This is a genomic window from Streptococcus mitis, assembly GCF_000960025.1.
GTDB lineage: Bacteria > Bacillota > Bacilli > Lactobacillales > Streptococcaceae > Streptococcus > Streptococcus mitis_DH.
Genome location: NZ_JYGQ01000001.1, coordinates 966,700 through 983,797, shown reverse-complemented (window position 1 = coordinate 983,797; position 17,098 = coordinate 966,700). Strand labels below are relative to the sequence as shown.

Sequence of the window (17,098 nt, the reverse complement as noted above, 5' to 3'; positions counted from 1 at the left end):
ACGAAAGAGAGGAAATTGCCAATGGCTTTGGAATTGTTTGGAGAAGATTTCAAAAATGAACTGCTGGAAGAACTTGTCCAGTTGAATGTGAAAGCTATGACTGAAGCTAAATTACGAGTATCAAGAGGTACGAACTGGGCTTCAATCAAAGATGTCCAAGAGAAAACAGGTTGGGGTCGTAAGAAAATTGAAGATTTCAGAGACGCAGGGAAATTCCGCTACCAGCAAAATGCCAAAGGCGGTAAATATTTATATGACATGAACGATGTACTTCGGTTTCAAAGTCAGTTAGCACAATAAAGGAGATAGAAAAATGTTTGAACCACCGATTTTAGACCAGCTGATGGGTGTTGGTGCTCTGCTGATTGGTTTTGTGGCAGTTTATCGTCACATCAAAATGCAAGAACAACGCGAAGAAGAAGAGAGACGGGAAGAACAAGAATTTGCGTCTATGATTATCCAAGGGTACAACCATGCATACGAACGTGGTAGAGAGGACAAATGGCAAGAAATTCGCAAGAATATCCGTCGTCCATTCCCTGGCTTTACCTACGACAACGAACGTCATGAAGGCTTGCGTCCGGAGCCATTAGCTTTGCCAGAGCCTAAAATGCACATCTTGAAGTGAGGAGGTCAGGAAATGGAAGAATTGATTGAATGGCTGGATAACCTGACTATGATTGTTAAAGAACTGAAAGGAAGGAAATCAACTTCAAGACATTTTATTACGATATGGGAAAACGATTATAAAAATCTATTACTAGTCAAAGAATACCTAACAGACTATGAAAAACTAGCTAAGGACTATCGTGATGTGGAGCTTAAAAATAAGCTGCTAAAGATTGAAAAAATGGAGCTGGAAGGCAGGTACATCTATGAGGATATGCGGATGAAGTACCGCGCTAATCGTAGGAAGTGGGGTGCTAGGTATGTCTGAAGAATTTAGAATACTCCCTCATGATCTAGTCGCAGAGCAGTCTGTTCTTGGAGCGGTATTTATCGCACCTGAAACAATGACGTCGCTTGCAGACGAATTGACTCCAGAGGATTTCTACAAGCCTGCTAACAAGATTGTTTTTAAAACAATGTTGTCATTACTTGAAAAAGGTGAGCCAATCGATGCTACGACTATGGTGTCTGCTCTAACTAATCAGGGAGATATTTCAAAAATAGGGGGCATGAACTACGTTGTCGAATTAGTGAACTCCACACCAACTTCCAAAAACGTGGAGCACTACGCTAAGCTCGTAAAAGAAAAGGCTACGCTCCGAAAGGTAATCACTGATTTGTCAGAGTCTCTTTCTAGCGCATATCAAGGAGATGTATCAATCAGTGACATTATCTCAAAGACTGAAAAGTCAATGCTTGACATCAGCAATCAGAATACAGGCACAGGATTTCGTAATGTGGCCGATATCCTTGATACTCACATGCAGATGGTGGAGACTCGCTCGCAGACAGATGGATTCGTGACTGGTCTGTCTACTGGCTTTGTCGGATTAGATAAGATAACAACAGGCCTTCATAAAGGAAATCTTATTATCCTTGCTGCGCGACCTGCAATGGGGAAAACGGCACTAGCTCTGAATATCGCTAAGTATGTAGCAGCCAAGGAAGGAAAGCCTGCTGTCATCTTCTCGCTTGAAATGGGCGCAGAGGAACTGATTGAGCGTATGTTGGCATCAGAAGGGATGGTTCCAGCGTATCATTTAAAAACTGGTAATCTAAGTACGGATGAATGGAAAAGGCTGGTACATGCGCAAAGCAATCTCTATAATGCTCCAATTTTCGTGAATGATACGGCTGGTATTCGCATCTCTGAGATACGGTCAAAGGCTCGAAAGCTTGCCCAGGAAATGGGAGGTCTTGGAGTCATTATCATTGACTACTTACAACTGATTACTGGATCAAAAGGCGAGAATCGTCAGCAGATTGTTTCTGAAATTTCAAGGGAATTGAAGATACTTGCTAAAGATTTGAGGGTTCCTGTCATAGCCTTATCGCAGTTGAGTCGGTCGGTTGAGCAGAGACAGGACAAGCGCCCAATGCTATCAGATTTGCGAGAATCTGGTTCGATTGAGCAAGATGCAGATATTGTAGCATTCTTGTATCGTGAGGCCTACTACCAGAAAGAGCAAGCTAACAGTCAAGAAGCGAATAATGTGACGGAGCTGATCCTGGAAAAGAACAGACACGGTAGTTTAGGGACGGTTAAACTATATTTTCATAAAGAATACACAAAATTTTCAAGTGTAGAGGAGGTATAACAATGATTAAAAAAAGTGAAGTCACTGGCTTCTTATCGTTTTTTAAATTTCCAAAGCCATTTATCTATGATGAGAAATATAAGACATTGAGCAATAACGCTAAAATGCTCTATATGCTTCTGTTTGATAGGTTAGAACTATCTTTAAAAAATGGCTGGCATGATAAGGAAGGGAACGTCTTCCAGTATTACACAAATGAACAGTTGATGATTGACTTAAATTGCAATAGCAACAAGACGATTATTAAAATCAAAAAGGAATTGAAAGATGCTGGTCTAATGACAGAAGTCAGACAAGGGATGAACTTACCAAACCGCATTTATCTTGATGCTCTTAACGGAAGTGTAGAAAGTACATTTCAGGAAGTGCAAAAAGTACACATTGGAAGTGTAGAAAATACACTTTCGGAAGTGCAAAAAGTACACACAATCAAGACTGAGAATACTAAGACTGAGAATAACAATAATAAGTTGTCGATTTGTAAGGAAGTTATTTCTTATCTCAATTTGAAAGCCAAGAAGAATTTTAAGGTTGACACTGCTAGTCATCAAAAATTTATCAAGGCAAGGCTAAAAGAGGGTTATGTCATTGAAGATTTTAAAAAGGTTGTGGACATCATGGTCAATAAGTGGAAAGGTACAGAGTATGAGCAGTATCTTCAACCACAAACGCTTTTCGGCAACAAGATGGACAACTATCTGAATCAACCTATGCCACGAAAAGTTCACTCTTTTCAATCAGCAGTTGATGAAAGGCTAGGATTTTAGATGAAACAGTTTAAACAATTCAAAACTAGAACAGTTCTTGATGATGTTTGTGAAATCCATGGATGCCATCTTTGGTCTGTTAAAATCCCTGTCAAGGGCAAGGTTGAGGAAGTCAGTCAATGTCCTGAGTGCGAGAAAGAGAATATCCGACGCTTTGAAAAGCAACTAAATATGGAATCTGAGGTTAAAAGCAAGCTATCGGATACTTACGAAGTCTTTGCTCGTGACAGCATTGTTTCAAGTAAGCTTGCCAGCAAGTCACTACATGACTATGAGATTCAGGTTGACATTGATGAAAATGCTATGAATTTCGTGAAGCGGTTGGAACGCTACTATGCCAAGGGTGAGACTGGGAATGCTATCATTACTGGTCCGTCTGGTGTTGGTAAGAGTCATCTGACCTATGGATTAGCTCGGTTTCTCAATGAGCAATTTAAGTCTTATGATGAACCTAAAAGCGTGCTTTTTGTATCAGTAGTGACTTTGTTTGATAAGATTCGTGAAAGCTTTGAGTTTGACAATGGATTTTCAGAAGCGAAGATGGTTAAGCTACTGTCTGAGGTTGATTTTCTTTTCTTGGATGACCTTGGGAAAGAGAGTCGAAAAGCTGACACGAAGCGGAACGAGTGGGCGCATCAGATATTGTTCAAGATCCTGGATAATCGGACCAATACGATTATCAACACGAATTTGAGTAGCGAAGAGATTAAAGAACTTTACTCGGACGATTTCGGGAATGGTGCTTTATCAAGTAGAATTTTCGAGGGAGCAACTGGGAAGTGCTTTGTGTACCCGTCTGGGATGAAGGATAGGAGGTATTGATTATCAAAAAAATGGTAGTCTGGGCACTTTTTGATAGTGGGAATGGTTCTTACTTCAAGGGTGCTAACTCTCTGAATAGTTCGGGGGGGGGCGAATATTGAAATCTATTCAATCGGAATGGATATAGAAAACAAGAACAATCATTTTACAAATCTGGACCTTGCTGATTACAAACGTTTATTTGGAGATAACACGCTCTTTGACGTGTTAGACAAATTACCAAAACCTGATCTTATAATAGCTAGTCCACCATGCGAAAGTTGGTCAAATGCTTCTGCAATGGAAAATGGTAATGCGTGTTGGAAACGCAATGATGTCTCTGATAGCTTGTTTGCTCCACAAGTAAGACCTTCACCGTTCACGATCAGGGCAAATAAGGATTACGAGTCAGCCTATATAAATTATCAGTACGACAGGCAATTTTTAAAAAGGGTCAATGGCGAGCTAACAGCTTTCAACACAATAGAAATCATAAAAAGATATAGACCACAATTTTGGGTTATTGAGAATCCAGCAGCTGACAGACTGTGGCCCTACATTGAGGATATTATTGGATTCAGAATTCCATACAAAAACCTAGCTAGATACAATAATTATGATTATCCTTTACAAAAACGGACGGTTTTTGGAAGCAATATTGAACTTAATCTTAAGAATAAAATTATCAAGCAGGACATAGAGTGGAAGAACTTCTCAAAATCATACAACGAGAGATCTAATATACCTGAAAAATTGGTGTCAGAAATTTTCGAAAAAATCTACAAGGAGTTTTGCAAAGATGATTGAGCTCTACTTCGTCTACAACGGACACTGCAAGTTTTTTCTTGGAAGTTTTAACAATGTGGATGAACTTATCGAGCAGATGAAAGAGCATCAGTGGGCTTTCTCTGGTATTACTAGACCAAGATTTAAAAAATATATCGGAAAAGACGATGTACGTTTTGATTATGGCGCTGTAGATTGCTATTACTTAGCAACAAAATCAACGTGCCGCGAACCACGTTAAAAGCGAGCTAGAATATGCGTCAGACTTGGACGAATGACGTATAAAGAATTTGCTAGCTCTTGTGTCTTTGAGCCATGAGGTGCAAGAGCTGGATTTTTATAAATAAGTTGGAGGAAGCGAAGATGAATAAGCAGGAATTGATTGATTATTGTAATGTCTTAAAAGAAAGTAAAAATAGATTTATCAATTGTATTGATGTAGACAGAATAATCGACACAATCAAACAACTAGACGAACCAGAGAAAGTCAAAGTACCGCAGTGTGTTCATAAATATATTCAAGAAGCAAAAGAATATAATTGGGACTTGCAAGATTTAATGAAGTGTGTAAATGATGAATATAGTGAGGAATTTCAAAGATGGTTTTATCACGAATGTAATCAAGAAACATTAGCTCGTGCATGGCTGGATGGATACGAGGTCGAGGAAGAGAAAAAATACAAAATTACACTTCTAAACCGAAATGACGGGCACTTATATCTCGTCAACCAAAATGCAGCATTAGCAGATAAATACGGTCACTTTTCGCCTGTAGTTCTTCTTTTTACGAAAAGTACTAATTTTTCAGAAAAATGTTACAAACTTACAAAAAAAGATGTAGTTGCGAATGGCTTCGGCTGGGTATTCGATTGCCCAGGGATTGAGATTGAGGAGGTGGAGTGATGCCTAGAAAGGTACAAACAACGATTACCAAAGATATGTATGACCATGTCGAAGCCTTAAAAGAATATGGTGGTTATAGAAGCATATCAGAAGTGGTCAATAAAGCACTTGAAAAGTTAGTAAATGAACATACCGACAATGAAATATATAAATATTATTTGCAAAAGACCAGAAGTGAAAGAAATGAGGTGGAGTGATGGAATCATTTGCACACTATTTTAACAAGCACATTGCTAAAAAAATCGAATTAGATGATATTACAATCATTGATTATCATAGTCCAGAATATAAACAAATGTATAATCTAAGATATATTTTCGATAAGAAAAATTCATCATTAGCCATCACAGGTGATTTCGGTGAGTTGGTTGCAGTAAATTTTAATAATATTGGTAGTTGGGAAGATTTCTATAAGGATTTCACAAACAACGCTGGATATTTTATTGAAAAAATTAAAGCATCTAGTCGAAATCTTTTTGTTTATGATGAAGCTGAAGCTAAAAAAATTATTCTTGAGTATTTCTTTGATAATAAGCGATATGAAGACTTAGACGAAAATGATCGATATTATTTTGATGAACTATTTGAATATTTCGATGATCGGCATGGATTCAAACACATTACTGATACTGTTCGAGAATTCCTGAGTGAACAAGATTCAGAATACTATGAGACTCTTGAATTCGCTGGTAAAAAAGTGTCTGAAATAGTATTTCTATATTTGGATGCTTATAAAAGAGCGTATGAATCAATAAAAAATGTGGAGGCGGAATGATGAAACGATTCATAGCAATCTGGATTCTGCTATCTGCTGGATTAAATATTTGGCAGATGGACAGGATTCGAGATTTAGAAGCAAAGCGTCCGATTGTCGTTTATAAAGCTGACAATCAAGGTGCAGAGATATTCGGCAAGGTCGTCGAAAAAGGGCGACACGGCAAACTATACACGCTGACAATTCGTGATTACGGTATTTTCGTAGTTACGAAGGATGTGTATGAGAAAGTGAAAGTTGGGGATGAGGTAAGATTGTGATGGCAAAGTACAAGAAACCAACTTACATCATCATTCAGGAAGCAATGGCAGAGCGCATTAGATTTCTGGAAAAAGCTAATACTAGAAAGTGGAGAGCAAGATGCAGCTAAGACTGAAAGAACTCAGAGAGGACTTGTGTATTTCGGTCAAAGATATGGCCAGAGATACAGGTGTTTCCCAAAACACAATCCATTTGTATGAGCGAGGTGGATATCCGTCCATTAAGCAAATAGAAATGATTGCTAAAACCTATGATGTAAACCCTGCGTGGCTTGTTGGGTGGATAGATGATGAAATGATGCCTGGAATACAGGTAGTCGAAAAAGTGGTCTACAAAGAAAGCCCAACAGCAAGATTGCCAGATTATTTCAACAACAATAACGATGGTAAGATTATCAAGTGGAAACAAACACGAAGATATCGACGGAAGAATTACTTGAGATAGAAACGAGGTGAGCGATGCCCTTCTTTCCTGATATAAACGAAACTAAAACAAAAGAAAATGCCAAGAAAATTTTAGAAGGATATCCTCGCTGGCGTCGTGTGGCCAATGACACCGAAGGTCAGAGAGTAACGACAACCTACTCATTTATGCCGAGAAATCCGTCAAGTGGAAGAAATAGTCAAGTCGAGAAGTTAGCTATACGGAAAGTTGATGCAGAGCTTGAGCTGGATGCAATTGAGCAAGCGGTTAGCGGCTTACACGATCCTCTATATCGTAGGATACTTTTCGAAAAGTACCTTCAGTGGGATTGCAAGAAGAATGAAACAATCGCAATGGACTTGTCTCTTTCAGAAAGTTCATATTACGAAATTTTGGAGAAAGCTTTGATGGCATTTGCAGAGCTATACCGCAATGGAGAACAGATTGAAATTTTGGAGTAAACTTGGAGTTTTTTTGGAGTAAACTCGGAGTAAGTCCGGAGTAAATATATGATTTTATGTGCTAAAATTATATTATGAAATAATTGCAAAGGCAGGCACATCCTGCCTTTTTGTATGGATTGGAGGTGATGTCGTGAAGAAAGTAGAACCTATTCGAGAACTTGATGATATTGAACGGATGAAAAACTTCTTAAAATCAAAGAGTGAGCGAAACTATGTTCTGATTATGTGTGGTCTTTATTCTGGAATGCGTATCAGCGACATCATACCTCTGCAAGTTAAACATGTGACTAGTGATAGAATAGAAGTCATTGAGAAGAAGACAGGCAAAGTCAAGCGTTTTGCTATCAATCCGGAATTAAGAAAGGCCTTGAATCATTACATTAAGACGAATGAGCTACAAGGATATGACTATCTATTTCCTAGCAAAAAGAAAGTCAGGACGGATGGAGTTCGGATAACTCACATAGGTCGAGTAGCTGCTTACCAAATTTTAAAGCAAGCAGCTGAACATGTTGGCTTGAAGAATATTGGAACCCACTCCATGAGAAAGTCATTTGGTTACCATCACTACAGAAAAAATCAAAATGTAGCGATCTTGATGGAATTATTTAATCATTCATCACCAGATATTACACTTGATTATATAGGTATTAAGCAGGATGAATTGGATGATTCAATGATGAATTTTAGCTATTAAATGATTATTTATTTTACATATTGAGAAAACGTAAATTAGTTTTTAATGAAACAGATGTAAACACTTGTTACACTTGACTTCTAAGGATGTTAGTTTTATTTAACAGAATATAAGATATGTTAAATATACGAGGGTGTAAGAAGCTAAAAAAGCTCCCCCCTACATCATAAAAAATTAACCCCCTACCTCCCAAAAAAAGAAAGGCCCCTCCCTAAATGAATACCCCCCAGGATAGACCGGACCGGAGTGGTCCTCATAGAGTTGCTTTTGAAAAGAATAAAAAGATTATTCTGAAGACCAGAAATACTTGTGGGATTTGTGGATTGCCGGTTGACAAGTCATTGAAGTATCCACATCCTTTGTCACCAGTCATTGACCACATCATTCCAATCAATCGGAACGGTCATCCATCAGACATCAACAACCTACAGCTAGCGCACTGGCAGTGTAATAGACAGAAGTCTGACAAGCTTTATGCTGATGATAAATCAGCAAGTATAACTGTTGTTGGCAACAGGAACTTGCCACAATCGAGAGATTGGACAAAATATAAATCTTAATAAAATAAAATATAAAATTATTTTTTAAGAAAGATATAAATTAACAGAATACTAGATTTTTAGAAAAATGTAATGTATGAGGAAAGTCCTAGTTAAGGATAGGGGGGTGTCCCCCTCCCACTAGGCGCTCGAGGGCTTCACACCGTCACTGTACATTTTTTCTCGCGCCAAATCATCATTATGGAAGGAGAACGGTTTGGAATTAAGAGGGATTGAATATCTCAGGAAAAAGTTGAATCTCTATCAGGGTAGAGTAAATCTGAGGTATAAATACTATGCAATGCAGCATTACAGAGCACCTATAGGAATTACAATTCCTGCTCATGTGAGAGCTAAATATAGAGCTATTCTTGGATGGACTGCAAAAGGGGTAGATTGCCTTGCGGATCGTTTAGTATTTCGTGAATTTACAAATGATGATTTTAATGTTACAGAAATCTTTGATCGCAACAACCCTGATATCTTATTTGATAGTGCTATTCTAGCTGCACTGATTGGTTCGTGTTGCTTTATCTATATTTCAAAAGGTGAAGATGATGAGGTGAGGTTACAAGTTATTGAGGCTAGCAATGCGACTGGTGTCATTGATCCTATCACTGGATTGCTTGTAGAAGGTTATGCAGTTCTGGCTCGTGATGATTACAATCAACCAACACTTGAAGCCTACTTTGAACCTAATGCTACTCACTTTATTCCGAAAAATGGAAGACCGTACTCGGTTGCGAATGAAGCAGGCATTCCATTACTTGTCCCAGTAATTCATCGGCCTGATGCTGTTCGTCCATTTGGTAGATCAAGAATTACCAGATCTGGGATGTACTATCAAAAGGAAGCAGAACAAACATTTGAACGTGCCAATATCACTGCAGAATTTTATTCATGGCCACAAAAATATATTATTGGATTAGATCCTGATGCAGAGCAGTTGGAAACTTATAAAGCTACTGTATCAAGTTTGTTGACAATTTCTGCCAGCGACGGTGGGGAAAAACCAAGTATTGGTCAATTTACTACAGCGAGTATGTCTCCTTTTACAGAACAGCTAAGAACGGCTGCTGCTGGATTTGCTGGGGAAATGGGCTTGACATTGGATGATATGGGGTTTGTGTCTGACAACCCGTCATCTGTTGAAGCCATCAAGGCTAGCCATGAGAATCTTCGTCTTGCTGGTCGAAAGGCTCAGCGCTCACTAGGTGCTGGATTGCTAAATGTCGCTTATGTTGCAGCTTGCTTGCGTGATGAGTTTCATTATGCCAGAAGTCAATTTGTAAGAACTACAGTCAAGTGGGAACCATTGTTTGAAGCGGATGCGAATACTATGACTATGATTGGTGACGGTGTTGTCAAATTAAATCAGGCATTACCTGGTTACATCAACGCAGAAACCATTCGGGATCTTACTGGTATCGCTGGAGACATGTCTGCTAAACCAGCAATCAGCGAGGTAGTGACAGATGGAACATGATGTTTTACCTAGTATCTTGAAAGAGGTTCAGGAGAGATTTGAGAGAGATTTCGGAAAGAGTGAGATTGTCAGAAATGCTTTTGCTGCATTAAAGGGGAAAAAAGCCACTTACAAAACTGCAAATGAGTTCGCGATTGAAATTGGCGATATTCTCTCTAAGGCTCTAGGAACGTCTCTGAGAGCCGACAAACTACCAGACGGGAAAATGTATTACAATATCGCTCAGCGTTTGCTGACGGACGTGCTAGGACGAAATCACGAGCTTGTGAGTGGTTATACTAGTGATGTTCAGAAGAATTTGAACCAGGAAGCGAAAATCGGTCTGAAAGTTCAAGTTCCTGAATTAAATCTGGATCGAATAGCTGGCATTGTCAATCGCTTTTCGTCTGAGGAAAATTTCGAGGATGTCAGTTGGTTGCTCGGTGAACCTATTGTGAACTTTACCCAGTCTATTATTGATGATAGTATCCAGAAAAATGCGGAGTTTCATCATCAGTCTGGTTTACAACCAGAGATTGTTAGAAAATCTTATTTTCATTGTTGTGAATGGTGCCAAGAAGTTCAGGGGAGTTATAAATATCCAAGAGTTCCAAAGGACGTTTATAGAAGGCATCAGCATTGTCGTTGTATTTTAGACTATGATCCGAAAAGCGGAAAAACTCAAAATGTCTGGACGAAGAAATGGAATTCTATAGACAAAGAGAGAGTTGAACGTAGGAAGTTAATTGGCGTAGTATCTGTTGACGAGCGTGAGCAAAAGCGCTATAATAGGGTTATGAAGAGTAGTGGTGCTGTGTATGGCGCTTGGAATGATAGAAATGATCCATATAATAAAGAGCGTGATCGGCATGCTCAAAAATTTTATGAGAGTGTACGAAATCGAAATAAGCAACATGAAATAGTGAAGGTATCTAACAATAGCGGTCTTTCACAATCAGATGTTGAGAAGATTTATAACCATATTTTTATTAATGAGTATGATTTAGAAGATGGTCGGAAACGTTTCGACCCTAGCTATGATATGGCTGAGAGTTGGAGACGACTTTCAGAGATTGGTGGTAAGAATATTCAACCTCACGACCTTGTAATGCTAAATCACGAGTTGATGGAACATGATTTGATGGCAAAGGGAATGAAGTACGATGAAGCCCACGAACTCACTAATAAAACCTATAACTACCAAAAAGCGTGGATTGCTTGGATGAAGGAGAAAGGAGACCTATAATGCTTAAACTTATTAAAATTTTCAATTCAAAAAGTAAGGGTTATTGGTATATTCCTGAAAACCGTGACCCAGGTATGATTGAGATTAATGAGCGTACTGGTGAAGTTACAGTTGTCATTGAGTCGAATTATGATAAAGAACTAGGTTATCCTTACTATGCGAACAAGGCTCGTGGAGCAGTGAAGCAGATGTTGGATAGAGGAGAATTACCAAGCGAGAAATCATTCGCTTGGGGATAAGCACTTAGAAAATTCTAGGTGCTTTTCTTATGCTTTGAAAGGAGTCAGAAAATGAAATACAGAAAGAAACCCGTTGTGGTTGAGGCGGTTCAACTTAATGAACGTTGTTTGATTGAAGAAGATTGGTTTTGGGACGCAGTGACAAGGAATGAGATTATCGTTCACGATAATGGTAAGTGGAATAAAAATCCCGCATGGTGTGAGATTAAAACACTTGAGGGGGTCATGGTCGCAAAAACAGGCGATTATATCATCAAAGGTGTGCGAGGGGAGCTTTATCCGTGCAAGCCTGATATTTTTGCAGAAACATATGAAGAAGCAGAGTTTCTGAATATTTTAGACAGCATCTAGGAGGTGATCTGATATCTCCCAGCGATAGGGTTATCATGCGATGACGATTGAAAGGAAAGTAGAATGGCGAGGAAGAAACTTGGCAATCAGAATCCTACTCAATCGGTGATTTTAAAATACGTCAAGAAAAATTCAAAAGCTAAAGAAGCGATTGAACTTTACGAACGGACTGGTCTTTCTTGCTATGCTTGGCAGAAGAATCTTTTATTACCCATGATGGCTGTTGACAAGAACGGTCTTTGGGTGCATCAGAAGTTTGGTTACTCTATTCCTCGTCGTAATGGGAAATCTGAAATCCTTTATATTCTTGAAATTTGGGGCTTGCATAAGGGATTGAATATCCTGCACACGGCTCACCGAATTTCTACATCTCATTCCTCTTTTGAGAAGGTGAAACGATACCTTGAGAAAATGGGGTATGTGGATGGTGAGGATTTCAATTCCATTCGAGCGAAGGGGCAGGAGCGGATTGAACTTTATTCAACAGGTGGTGTTATCCAATTCCGTACTAGGACATCAAACGGTGGTCTTGGTGAAGGTTTTGATATGCTAATCATTGACGAGGCTCAAGAGTACACAACCGAGCAAGAATCTGCTTTGAAATATACGGTTACGGATAGTGAAAATCCTATCACAATCATGTGTGGAACACCTCCGACACCAGTATCAAGTGGAACGGTCTTTACTAAGTATCGTGAGACTTGTCTTTTCGGGAAAGGGAAGTATTCTGGCTGGGCTGAGTGGTCGGTTTCCGATGAAAAGGAAATCGACGATGTGGAAGCTTGGTATAATTCTAATCCGTCTATGGGATACCACTTAAATGAGCGTAAGATTGAAGCTGAGCTTGGTGAGGATAAGCTGGACCATAATATCCAACGTTTGGGATTTTGGCCAACTTACAACCAGAAATCTGCTATTTCTGAAACGGAGTGGAATGAGCTCAAGGTGGATGACATACCAGAATTGTCTGGCAAGCTGTCTGTTGGTATCAAGTATGGCCAAGATGGAACGAACGTGGCATTGAGTATTGCTGCACGAACCAAGGATGGACGTTTCTTTATCGAGACAGTCGATTGTCAATCTGTTCGTAATGGGAATGAGTGGATGGTTGCTTTCTTGCGTCAAGCTGATGTGGCTCAGATTGTCATTGATGGCGCAAGTGGTCAAAAGATCCTGGACGAAGAGTTGAAGGACTACAGAATCAAGAATGTGATTCTTCCGACGGTGAAAGAAATCATCGTGGCCAACGCTCTTTGGGAACAGGGAATCTACCAGAAAACCATCTGTCACGCTGGCCAGCCATCGCTATCAAAAGTAGCTACTAACTGCGATAAGCGGAATATTGGTTCAAATGGTGGCTTTGGTTATCGATCGCACTTTGACGACATGGATATTTCTTTGATGGATAGTGCTTTGCTTGCGCACTGGGCTTGTGCTACGACTAAGCCTAAGAAAAAGCAAAAAATCAGTTATTAAAAAAAGCGGTCTTGTGACTGCTTTTTTTGATGCCCAAAATTACCGAACTGCCGGGGAAGCAGGAGAAAGGAGACATGAGAATGTCAGAATTTAAACCAATCACAACACAAGAAGAATTTGATGCTGCTATTAAGGCTCGCTTATCTCGAGAGAAAGAGAAGTATGCCGACTATGACCAGCTTAAATCTCGTGTTGAAGAGTTGGAAAAAGAAAATGGCGGCTTGAAGTCAACGATTGAAGCTACTAATCAAAGTAAGGCAGATGCTGACAAGCAACTTGAAGAAATGCAGAATCAAATCGCTGGTTATGAGACGGCTAGTCTGCGAACTCGAGTAGCTTTGCAACATGGACTGCCTTACGACCTTGCAGATCGTTTGCAGGGAACTGATGAAGAAAGCTTGAAAGCTGATGCAGAGCGCTTAGCTGGGTTTATGAAACCAGTGAGCAAAGTAGCACCAGTAAAATCAACGGAGCCGATTGTTCCGAAAGAAGATGATGAAAGAACCATGTATAGAAATTTGGTTCAAAATTTAAATATTGAAGATTAAAAAGGAGAAAAAATATGTCAGAAGCACAACTTGCAAAAGGAAATCTATTTGATCCAGAGCTTGTAAAAAAAGTTATTAGTAAGGTGAAGGGCCATTCATCAATTGCTAAGCTATCACCCCAAAAGCCTATTCCGTTTAACGGCCAAAAAGAGTTCATTTTCGACTTTGATTCGGACATCGACATCGTGGCTGAAAATGGCAAGAAGACTCATGGTGGTGTGAGCCTTGATCCTGTTACTATTGTTCCACTAAAAGTCGAATATGGTGCCCGTGTATCTGATGAGTTTTTACACGCCTCAGAAGAAGCAAAAGTTGACATCCTCAGTGATTTTGTGGAAGGATTTTCTAAAAAATTAGCACGAGGGCTTGATATTATGAGTATTCACGGTATTAACCCACGTACAAAACAAGATTCAAGCATTATTGGAACTAACTGCTTTGATAAAAAAGTTACTCAGACAGTAACTTTCAAAGAATCTAACCCAGACGAAAGTATGGAAGATGCTGTCGGTATGATTGATGGTTCAGAACGTGATATCACCGGAGCAATCCTAGATCCTATTTTTACAACTGCTCTTTCTAAAATGAAAAATGCTGAAGGTGGGAAATTGTATCCTGAATTGGCATGGGGCGGTGTACCTGATGCAATCAATGGATTGGCAGTAGATAAAAACCGCACTGTATCATACTCACAAACAGATCCTAAAAACACAGCGATTGTTGGGGACTTTGAAACAATGTTCAAATGGGGCTATGCGAAAGAAGTTCCGATGGAAATCATCAAGTATGGTGATCCTGACAACAGCGGTCGCGACCTTAAAGGGTATAACCAGATTTATATCCGTTGCGAAGCATACATTGGATGGGGCATCATGGACGCTGCTAGTTTCGCTCGTATTGTGAAAACGGGAGGTTAATCATGGCTGAGTATGTAAACCAAAAGACAGGAGCAACAATCAACACTAATACAGAAATTTCTGGGGGTGATTGGGTTCCAATTGCAGCATACAAACCTTTGGATTCATTGACTAACGCAGCATTGAAAGAAATCCTTGATGAAAAAGGTATTACTTATGATAACCGCGCCACAAAACCTGAATTGATTTCGCTAATCGAACAAGCTGACACTGAAGCCCAGTAGTCGCTTGACTGGAGGTAGAAATGGAAAACTTTGCAACAGTCGAAGATTTGAAAAAATTGTGGCGAGCGTTGAAATTCGATGAGGAAAAACGAGCCGAGGCGCTGTTGGAAGTTGTTTCTCATTCTCTTCGCGTTGAAGCTGAAAAAGTCGGTAAAGACCTTGACGACATGGTAGCTGAGAGCGTGTCATTCGCTAGTGTTGCCAAGTCTGTCACGGTCGATATCGTGGCACGAACCCTCATGACCTCAACAGACCATGAACCAATGACTCAGGTATCTGAGAGTGCTTTGGGTTATTCGTTTAGTGGTTCTTACCTTGTCCCTGGTGGAGGTCTCTTTATCAAAGACACCGAACTGAAAAGGCTTGGTTTGAAGAAAAAACAACGATATGGAGCGATTGAAATTTATGACCTACCTAAAAGGAATCCCTGTCATTTTAGTGGACAAGGTAGAAATTGGTAACGACGATTTCGGTCATCCAATCCATCGTGATGTTGAGATTGAGGTTCAAAATGTATTGGTTGTCCCAACTTCATCAGAGGACGTCATCAATCAAATGAATTTGACTGGGAAAAAGGCGGAATATACACTTGGTATCCCTAAAGGAGACACTAACAAGTGGGAGAACCGTGAGGTTAAGTTTTTTGGTCGTAAATGGCGGACGATTGGCATCCCTCAAGAGGGGATTGAGTCAATGATTCCATTATCGTGGAATAGAAAGGTTATGGTTGAAGTTTATGAGTGATATGAAGTTTCAATTGAATCCACTAGGGGTATCTACTCTATTACGCTCTCCTGAAATGCAAGATATTTTAGAAGAGAAGGGGCAAGAAATTGCTGAAAGAGCTGGAGAGGGGTTTGAATTGACCGTATCGCCAGGACAGAAGCGTGCCAATGCGAAGATTAGTACAACTGACATCAAGAGCATGGCTAGAAATAAAAAACATAATATTTTACTGAAGGCTATGAGATGATCGAATTAGTTATAAAGAAATTTTTGGACGGACAGTTAGATGTTCCGTCTTTTTTTGAGCATAAACCGAATATGCCTGAAAGTTATGTCATTCTTGAAAAGACAGGAAGTGGTGGAAGTGATTACGTTCATTCCGCTACATTCGCTTTTCAAAGTTATGCACCATCACTTCAAAAGGCTGCTGAGCTGAATGAGAAAGTCAAGAAAGTAGTTGAGAATCTCATCACAGTCAACGAAGTCAGCGGTGTGCATCACAATAGTGACTACAACTTTACAGACACGGAAACGAAGCAATATCGCTATCAAGCGGTATATGACATCAATTATTTTTAAAAAGGAGGTGTAGTTTTGGCGCCAGAATTAGAAGCACCAGAAGTAAGAACACCAAATGCAGAATCAACAGGAGGACAGAATATGACGACTGCATCAGCATCAAATGTAACGGCTGCTAAGCCTAAAGCAAGTGGAGCAATTGCAAGTGCACCACTAGGTACATTATTACCAACTGATTCAAAATCAGATTTAAATCCAGCATTTAAATCGTTAGGATATATCTCGGAAGACGGTATCACTAATGAAAACTCACCAGAAAGCGAAGAAGTCAAAGCCTGGGGTGGACAAACAGTCTTGTCTTCTCAGACCGAAAAGAAAGATACCTTTAAATTTAAGTTAATCGAAAGTCTTAATGTAGAAGTTCTCAAAGAAGCTTATGGTGCAGATAATGTTACAGGAACTTTATCGACCGGGATTACTGTTAAAGCAAATTCAAACGAATTACCAGAGCACTCATTGGTAATTGATATTCTCCTAAAAAACAAAAACTTCCAACGTATCGTCATTCCTCGTGGCAAGGTGAGCGAAATTGGAGAAGTTAGCTACAAGGATGGTGAGCCAATTGGTTATGAACTAACCATTACCGCTTTACCAGACGACCAAGGAAATACACATTACAAATACATTCAAGGAGCCTAAAATAA

The 17,098-nt window shown here is 39.5% G+C and carries 28 protein-coding genes and 1 pseudogene; all 29 read left to right on the top strand.

Annotated features, from left to right (window positions below):
- Nucleotides 1-21: 21 nt before the first annotated feature.
- The 29 genes and pseudogenes from TZ91_RS05060 to TZ91_RS04920 all read left to right on the top strand — a co-directional run bounded on the left by TZ91_RS05060 (nucleotide 22) and on the right by TZ91_RS04920 (nucleotide 17,093).
- Nucleotides 22-300, top strand: a complete 279-nt coding sequence (locus TZ91_RS05060) for a helix-turn-helix domain-containing protein (protein ID WP_050492427.1) — start codon at nucleotides 22-24, stop codon at nucleotides 298-300.
- A 13-nt stretch (nucleotides 301-313) separates the two neighbouring features.
- On the top strand, nucleotides 314-628 hold the full coding sequence (locus TZ91_RS05055; protein WP_033687753.1) for a hypothetical protein: 315 nt from the start codon (nucleotides 314-316) through the stop codon (nucleotides 626-628).
- 12 nt (nucleotides 629-640) lie between these two features.
- Entirely contained in the window at nucleotides 641-937 is a 297-nt protein-coding gene (locus tag TZ91_RS05050) for a hypothetical protein (RefSeq protein WP_033687754.1), read from the top strand.
- Nucleotides 930-2,267 (top strand): replicative DNA helicase, encoded by a 1,338-nt coding sequence (gene dnaB, locus TZ91_RS05045; RefSeq protein ID WP_033687755.1) that lies wholly within the window; start codon nucleotides 930-932, stop codon nucleotides 2,265-2,267. Before TZ91_RS05050 ends, dnaB begins: the two co-directional genes overlap by 8 nt.
- 2 nt (nucleotides 2,268-2,269) lie before the next feature.
- Nucleotides 2,270-3,034, top strand: a complete 765-nt coding sequence (locus TZ91_RS05040; RefSeq protein WP_033687756.1) for a conserved phage C-terminal domain-containing protein — start codon at nucleotides 2,270-2,272, stop codon at nucleotides 3,032-3,034.
- Complete coding sequence (locus tag TZ91_RS05035) at nucleotides 3,035-3,856, top strand: ATP-binding protein (RefSeq protein ID WP_033687758.1); 822 nt, start codon at nucleotides 3,035-3,037, stop codon at nucleotides 3,854-3,856.
- An 11-nt stretch (nucleotides 3,857-3,867) separates the two neighbouring features.
- Nucleotides 3,868-4,642: pseudogene (locus TZ91_RS05030) on the top strand (DNA methyltransferase).
- Entirely contained in the window at nucleotides 4,635-4,862 is a 228-nt protein-coding gene (locus TZ91_RS05025) for a hypothetical protein (RefSeq protein ID WP_033687679.1), read from the top strand. Before TZ91_RS05030 ends, TZ91_RS05025 begins: the two are co-directional and overlap by 8 nt.
- Nucleotides 4,863-4,984: 122 nt before the next feature.
- Complete coding sequence (locus tag TZ91_RS05020) at nucleotides 4,985-5,524, top strand: DUF1642 domain-containing protein (protein ID WP_045597153.1); 540 nt, start codon at nucleotides 4,985-4,987, stop codon at nucleotides 5,522-5,524.
- The gene (locus TZ91_RS05015) at nucleotides 5,524-5,721 is read left to right on the top strand and encodes a ribbon-helix-helix domain-containing protein (RefSeq protein ID WP_033687681.1); all 198 of its coding nucleotides are present in this window, start codon (nucleotides 5,524-5,526) and stop codon (nucleotides 5,719-5,721) included. The genes TZ91_RS05020 and TZ91_RS05015 overlap by 1 nt, the downstream gene beginning before the upstream one ends.
- The gene (locus TZ91_RS05010; protein ID WP_045597151.1) at nucleotides 5,721-6,299 is read left to right on the top strand and encodes a hypothetical protein; all 579 of its coding nucleotides are present in this window, start codon (nucleotides 5,721-5,723) and stop codon (nucleotides 6,297-6,299) included. The genes TZ91_RS05015 and TZ91_RS05010 overlap by 1 nt, the downstream gene beginning before the upstream one ends.
- Nucleotides 6,299-6,559, top strand: a complete 261-nt coding sequence (locus tag TZ91_RS05005; protein WP_045597215.1) for a DUF1372 family protein — start codon at nucleotides 6,299-6,301, stop codon at nucleotides 6,557-6,559. Before TZ91_RS05010 ends, TZ91_RS05005 begins: the two co-directional genes overlap by 1 nt.
- 100 nt (nucleotides 6,560-6,659) lie before the next feature.
- Nucleotides 6,660-7,004 (top strand): helix-turn-helix domain-containing protein, encoded by a 345-nt coding sequence (locus TZ91_RS05000; protein ID WP_033687689.1) that lies wholly within the window; start codon nucleotides 6,660-6,662, stop codon nucleotides 7,002-7,004.
- Nucleotides 7,005-7,018: 14 nt separating this feature from the next.
- Entirely contained in the window at nucleotides 7,019-7,444 is a 426-nt protein-coding gene (locus TZ91_RS04995; protein WP_033687690.1) for an ArpU family phage packaging/lysis transcriptional regulator, read from the top strand.
- Between the two features lie 133 nt (nucleotides 7,445-7,577).
- Nucleotides 7,578-8,144, top strand: coding sequence for a site-specific integrase (locus TZ91_RS04990; RefSeq protein WP_033687692.1), 567 nt, complete (start codon nucleotides 7,578-7,580; stop codon nucleotides 8,142-8,144).
- 215 nt (nucleotides 8,145-8,359) lie between these two features.
- On the top strand, nucleotides 8,360-8,704 hold the full coding sequence (locus TZ91_RS04985; protein ID WP_033687694.1) for an HNH endonuclease: 345 nt from the start codon (nucleotides 8,360-8,362) through the stop codon (nucleotides 8,702-8,704).
- Nucleotides 8,705-8,900: 196 nt separating this feature from the next.
- Nucleotides 8,901-10,169: a phage portal protein gene (locus TZ91_RS04980; RefSeq protein WP_045597148.1), complete on the top strand. Its 1,269-nt coding sequence runs from the start codon at nucleotides 8,901-8,903 to the stop codon at nucleotides 10,167-10,169.
- Nucleotides 10,159-11,394, top strand: coding sequence for a hypothetical protein (locus tag TZ91_RS10615; RefSeq protein WP_235196515.1), 1,236 nt, complete (start codon nucleotides 10,159-10,161; stop codon nucleotides 11,392-11,394). Before TZ91_RS04980 ends, TZ91_RS10615 begins: the two co-directional genes overlap by 11 nt.
- Nucleotides 11,394-11,633, top strand: a complete 240-nt coding sequence (locus TZ91_RS04970; RefSeq protein ID WP_033687727.1) for a hypothetical protein — start codon at nucleotides 11,394-11,396, stop codon at nucleotides 11,631-11,633. Before TZ91_RS10615 ends, TZ91_RS04970 begins: the two co-directional genes overlap by 1 nt.
- 51 nt (nucleotides 11,634-11,684) lie before the next feature.
- Complete coding sequence (locus TZ91_RS04965; RefSeq protein ID WP_033687726.1) at nucleotides 11,685-11,984, top strand: hypothetical protein; 300 nt, start codon at nucleotides 11,685-11,687, stop codon at nucleotides 11,982-11,984.
- 63 nt (nucleotides 11,985-12,047) lie between these two features.
- Entirely contained in the window at nucleotides 12,048-13,460 is a 1,413-nt protein-coding gene (locus TZ91_RS04960) for a terminase (RefSeq protein ID WP_033687725.1), read from the top strand.
- 80 nt (nucleotides 13,461-13,540) lie between these two features.
- Nucleotides 13,541-14,008: a capsid assembly scaffolding protein Gp46 family protein gene (locus tag TZ91_RS04955; RefSeq protein WP_033687724.1), complete on the top strand. Its 468-nt coding sequence runs from the start codon at nucleotides 13,541-13,543 to the stop codon at nucleotides 14,006-14,008.
- 14 nt (nucleotides 14,009-14,022) lie between these two features.
- The gene (locus TZ91_RS04950) at nucleotides 14,023-14,925 is read left to right on the top strand and encodes a phage major capsid protein (protein ID WP_045597145.1); all 903 of its coding nucleotides are present in this window, start codon (nucleotides 14,023-14,025) and stop codon (nucleotides 14,923-14,925) included.
- Between the two features lie 2 nt (nucleotides 14,926-14,927).
- Complete coding sequence (locus TZ91_RS04945; RefSeq protein WP_033687722.1) at nucleotides 14,928-15,149, top strand: HeH/LEM domain-containing protein; 222 nt, start codon at nucleotides 14,928-14,930, stop codon at nucleotides 15,147-15,149.
- Between the two features lie 20 nt (nucleotides 15,150-15,169).
- A complete protein-coding gene (locus TZ91_RS04940; protein ID WP_033687721.1) occupies nucleotides 15,170-15,610 on the top strand; it encodes a phage Gp19/Gp15/Gp42 family protein in 441 nt (146 codons plus the stop codon).
- Entirely contained in the window at nucleotides 15,555-15,893 is a 339-nt protein-coding gene (locus tag TZ91_RS04935) for a hypothetical protein (protein ID WP_033687720.1), read from the top strand. Before TZ91_RS04940 ends, TZ91_RS04935 begins: the two co-directional genes overlap by 56 nt.
- Nucleotides 15,886-16,122, top strand: a complete 237-nt coding sequence (locus tag TZ91_RS04930; protein ID WP_033687718.1) for a hypothetical protein — start codon at nucleotides 15,886-15,888, stop codon at nucleotides 16,120-16,122. The genes TZ91_RS04935 and TZ91_RS04930 overlap by 8 nt, the downstream gene beginning before the upstream one ends.
- The gene (locus TZ91_RS04925; RefSeq protein WP_000571660.1) at nucleotides 16,119-16,454 is read left to right on the top strand and encodes a hypothetical protein; all 336 of its coding nucleotides are present in this window, start codon (nucleotides 16,119-16,121) and stop codon (nucleotides 16,452-16,454) included. The genes TZ91_RS04930 and TZ91_RS04925 overlap by 4 nt, the downstream gene beginning before the upstream one ends.
- A gap of 81 nt (nucleotides 16,455-16,535) precedes the next feature.
- Nucleotides 16,536-17,093 (top strand): phage tail tube protein, encoded by a 558-nt coding sequence (locus tag TZ91_RS04920; RefSeq protein ID WP_033687736.1) that lies wholly within the window; start codon nucleotides 16,536-16,538, stop codon nucleotides 17,091-17,093.
- Nucleotides 17,094-17,098: the final 5 nt, after the last annotated feature.

What these genes read in the sequence shown, in the direction of transcription:
- TZ91_RS05060 (WP_050492427.1), top strand. Translation starts at nt 22, where the DNA reads ATGGCTTTGGAATTGTTTGGAGAAGATTTCAAAAATGAACTGCTGGAA.
- TZ91_RS05055 (WP_033687753.1), top strand. Translation starts at nt 314, where the DNA reads ATGTTTGAACCACCGATTTTAGACCAGCTGATGGGTGTTGGTGCTCTG.
- TZ91_RS05050 (WP_033687754.1), top strand. Translation starts at nt 641, where the DNA reads ATGGAAGAATTGATTGAATGGCTGGATAACCTGACTATGATTGTTAAA.
- dnaB (WP_033687755.1), top strand. Translation starts at nt 930, where the DNA reads ATGTCTGAAGAATTTAGAATACTCCCTCATGATCTAGTCGCAGAGCAG.
- TZ91_RS05040 (WP_033687756.1), top strand. Translation starts at nt 2,270, where the DNA reads ATGATTAAAAAAAGTGAAGTCACTGGCTTCTTATCGTTTTTTAAATTT.
- TZ91_RS05035 (WP_033687758.1), top strand. Translation starts at nt 3,035, where the DNA reads ATGAAACAGTTTAAACAATTCAAAACTAGAACAGTTCTTGATGATGTT.
- TZ91_RS05025 (WP_033687679.1), top strand. Translation starts at nt 4,635, where the DNA reads ATGATTGAGCTCTACTTCGTCTACAACGGACACTGCAAGTTTTTTCTT.
- TZ91_RS05020 (WP_045597153.1), top strand. Translation starts at nt 4,985, where the DNA reads ATGAATAAGCAGGAATTGATTGATTATTGTAATGTCTTAAAAGAAAGT.
- TZ91_RS05015 (WP_033687681.1), top strand. Translation starts at nt 5,524, where the DNA reads ATGCCTAGAAAGGTACAAACAACGATTACCAAAGATATGTATGACCAT.
- TZ91_RS05010 (WP_045597151.1), top strand. Translation starts at nt 5,721, where the DNA reads ATGGAATCATTTGCACACTATTTTAACAAGCACATTGCTAAAAAAATC.
- TZ91_RS05005 (WP_045597215.1), top strand. Translation starts at nt 6,299, where the DNA reads ATGAAACGATTCATAGCAATCTGGATTCTGCTATCTGCTGGATTAAAT.
- TZ91_RS05000 (WP_033687689.1), top strand. Translation starts at nt 6,660, where the DNA reads ATGCAGCTAAGACTGAAAGAACTCAGAGAGGACTTGTGTATTTCGGTC.
- TZ91_RS04995 (WP_033687690.1), top strand. Translation starts at nt 7,019, where the DNA reads ATGCCCTTCTTTCCTGATATAAACGAAACTAAAACAAAAGAAAATGCC.
- TZ91_RS04985 (WP_033687694.1), top strand. Translation starts at nt 8,360, where the DNA reads ATGAATACCCCCCAGGATAGACCGGACCGGAGTGGTCCTCATAGAGTT.
- TZ91_RS10615 (WP_235196515.1), top strand. Translation starts at nt 10,159, where the DNA reads ATGGAACATGATGTTTTACCTAGTATCTTGAAAGAGGTTCAGGAGAGA.
- TZ91_RS04970 (WP_033687727.1), top strand. Translation starts at nt 11,394, where the DNA reads ATGCTTAAACTTATTAAAATTTTCAATTCAAAAAGTAAGGGTTATTGG.
- TZ91_RS04965 (WP_033687726.1), top strand. Translation starts at nt 11,685, where the DNA reads ATGAAATACAGAAAGAAACCCGTTGTGGTTGAGGCGGTTCAACTTAAT.
- TZ91_RS04960 (WP_033687725.1), top strand. Translation starts at nt 12,048, where the DNA reads ATGGCGAGGAAGAAACTTGGCAATCAGAATCCTACTCAATCGGTGATT.
- TZ91_RS04955 (WP_033687724.1), top strand. Translation starts at nt 13,541, where the DNA reads ATGTCAGAATTTAAACCAATCACAACACAAGAAGAATTTGATGCTGCT.
- TZ91_RS04950 (WP_045597145.1), top strand. Translation starts at nt 14,023, where the DNA reads ATGTCAGAAGCACAACTTGCAAAAGGAAATCTATTTGATCCAGAGCTT.
- TZ91_RS04945 (WP_033687722.1), top strand. Translation starts at nt 14,928, where the DNA reads ATGGCTGAGTATGTAAACCAAAAGACAGGAGCAACAATCAACACTAAT.
- TZ91_RS04940 (WP_033687721.1), top strand. Translation starts at nt 15,170, where the DNA reads ATGGAAAACTTTGCAACAGTCGAAGATTTGAAAAAATTGTGGCGAGCG.
- TZ91_RS04935 (WP_033687720.1), top strand. Translation starts at nt 15,555, where the DNA reads ATGACCTACCTAAAAGGAATCCCTGTCATTTTAGTGGACAAGGTAGAA.
- TZ91_RS04930 (WP_033687718.1), top strand. Translation starts at nt 15,886, where the DNA reads ATGAGTGATATGAAGTTTCAATTGAATCCACTAGGGGTATCTACTCTA.
- TZ91_RS04925 (WP_000571660.1), top strand. Translation starts at nt 16,119, where the DNA reads ATGATCGAATTAGTTATAAAGAAATTTTTGGACGGACAGTTAGATGTT.
- TZ91_RS04920 (WP_033687736.1), top strand. Translation starts at nt 16,536, where the DNA reads ATGACGACTGCATCAGCATCAAATGTAACGGCTGCTAAGCCTAAAGCA.